We start from the raw sequence: 561 nt of genomic DNA on the forward strand, positions 1-561 counted from the left end.
TCTCTATTTTAAGTTTCAATTGTGCCATAGATCCTTTAAAGTCTCCTATCTTAAACTCTGTTTTTAAGATTCCGTTCACCCTTTCTGCAATTGCATTTTCATATGGACTTCCATTTTGAGTCATGCTAATGGCTACATTTGCTTGTACCAAAAGATCCACATAAGGTTTACTGCAGTACTGTGAACCCCGGTCTGAATGATGGATCAGGGGCAGCTCCTTAGTTTTTCTTTTTGACAGTGCCATCTTCAGGGCAGCGATACATCCTTCTGCCGAGAGGTCGCTCTGAACCTGATATCCCATGATCTGGTGGGAGTAAAGGTCCGTAATCAGGCTCAGGTAAACAAAGGAATTATTGAGCCTAAGATAGGTGATATCGCTCACCCAGACCTGTTCGGGGCGGTTTATCTCCATCTCGGTGATCAGGTTATCATACTTTTTCATCCAGTGATTTGAGTCAGTGGTAACGATCCTGCGGCGACGCCTCTTGATCTGCATATCCCTGCTGCACATCAAATCAAAAAGGTAATCCCTTCCTATACTGATGTGATGTTCCAGTAAGA

General features: G+C 43.5%; 1 protein-coding gene. It reads right to left on the reverse strand.

Translation table 11 applies throughout. The annotated features are described in order from the left end of the window. On the reverse strand, window positions 1–561 hold a 561-nt coding region (locus BFL47_RS19040), incomplete at both ends, for an IS3 family transposase (RefSeq protein WP_170827366.1).

Origin of the sequence: Arcticibacter eurypsychrophilus (genome assembly GCF_001730525.1) — a bacterium.
Classification (GTDB): domain Bacteria; phylum Bacteroidota; class Bacteroidia; order Sphingobacteriales; family Sphingobacteriaceae; genus Arcticibacter; species Arcticibacter eurypsychrophilus.